Below are 1,673 nucleotides of genomic sequence, written 5' to 3'. Positions count from 1 at the left end.
GAAATCTATCTATACTCTCAGAAACACTACAAAGTGATTTACGACAACACTACTTAATGTTTATGGTTGATTTTGCACATAAATTTTATGAAGAAAAAAGCTTTTACACGCAGGCAAATGAACTCTATGCACCATTTAAAGGGAAGTTTGCAAAAAGCACTTTACAAATCACTAAAGATGTTTTAAAAGTGGTGGCAATTCTTGGTGGACAGTGGCCCCATACTTCCCATATAGTCCCAGGTGGTGTAGCATCTGCAAATATCTGTAAAATTGAGCTTTTTGATGTGAGAAACCATCTTTTAAAAACACAAAAATATTTGGAAGAGGAGATATATCTCACCTCTATAGGTGCTATACAAAACCTACAAACTTTGCAAGATTTAGAAGAGTATATACAAAAATACCCAGATTCACAAGTAGCAATTTTTAGCCACTTAGCCAAAGAGTGTAAACTTGATGAGATTGGCAAAACGGGGTATGGATATTTGAGTTATGGAAATATAGATGACCCACAAAACCCTACAAACTCCCTTATAAAAGCGGGTGTTTATAGTGATGGTATCTATGCACCAATAGAAGCTGAAAAAATTACAGAAGATGTAGCATATAGTTGGTATGAAAAAGAAAAACCACTCCATCCAAGTGAGGGAAAAACAGTACCAAAATATGCAAAAGATGAGGCATACAGTTGGACAAAAGCTCCGAGATATGCAAACAAACCACTCCAAACAGGACCACTAGCTGAGTATATGGTAGAGCAAAACAATCTTTTTATAGAGCTTGAGAAGAGCTATGGTGATAGTGTGTATGTAAGACAATTAGCACGACTTTTGCGACCTGCAAAATATATAGCTTATATGCTTGAGATGACTGAAGAAGCAGTTAATGGGTGTCGTGATGATGTCTATATCTCTCCAAAAAAGAAAAAAAGTGGCACTGGTTTTGGACTTACTAGTGCAGCAAGGGGAGCTTTGGGACATTGGATAGAGGTAGAAAATGGAAAAATTGCCCATTATCAAATCATCTCTCCAACTACATGGAATGGTTCTCCAAAAGATGCAGATGGCAATTATGGAGCATGGGAGAAGGCCCTTGTGGGGTTAAATATAACAGGTACCGATAACCCTATGGAACTCGGACATGTAATTCGCAGTTTTGATCCATGTTTGGTGTGTACTGTACACTCTGTGGATAATGAAGCAGTTTCGTATAAAATAGGATTTTAGATGAAAGTTGTGTGCATAGGAAACCGTTTTAGCTATCCCGATAGTTTTGGGATGGAGGTCTATCAACAACTTATGCAGCAAAAAAATGACTTTGAGGTGATTGAGGGTGGAATAGGTGGTTTAAATTTAGCTCTGCATTTTGAAACAGATGAAGATATCATCATTGTTGATCAGGGTGTTGGGTATGGGAGTAACTTTATAGAGATGCAAAAGCTTGATTTGGCAAATGTGTCTGAGTATAATCATGAAAGTGCTTTTTACTATCTACTCAAATCGCTAGAGAAAGAAAATATCTTTTTTTATTTCTCTAATACTTTAGAGTGGCTGCAAGAAGATATTGACAAAGCAGTAAAAGAGATTTGGAATGAAGTTAACAAAAAAACAACTCATTAATGAGATAAAAACGCTTCAAGAAGCAGCAAGAATCCATACAAAAAACTCTATAAA

General features: G+C 36.3%; 2 protein-coding genes. Both read left to right on the top strand.

The annotated features are described in order from the left end of the window. The coding region (locus MNY27_RS10815) for a nickel-dependent hydrogenase large subunit (RefSeq protein WP_346392338.1) at nucleotides 1-1,226 on the top strand (1,226 nt) is incomplete at its 5' end. After that, complete coding sequence (locus MNY27_RS10810; protein WP_152184908.1) at nucleotides 1,227-1,619, top strand: hypothetical protein; 393 nt, start codon at nucleotides 1,227-1,229, stop codon at nucleotides 1,617-1,619. Nucleotides 1,620-1,673: the final 54 nt, after the last annotated feature.

The sequence above is a fragment of the Sulfurimonas sp. NWX79 genome (assembly GCF_039667035.1).
Lineage (GTDB): Bacteria > Campylobacterota > Campylobacteria > Campylobacterales > Sulfurimonadaceae > Sulfurimonas > Sulfurimonas indica.
The sequence above is the reverse complement of the archived record's forward strand: the minus strand, read 5'-3'. Positions and strand labels throughout refer to the sequence as shown.

Bases quoted from the DNA above. Each gene is read 5' to 3' on its own strand.
- MNY27_RS10810 (WP_152184908.1), top strand. From the start codon at position 1,227: ATGAAAGTTGTGTGCATAGGAAACCGTTTTAGCTATCCCGATAGTTTT.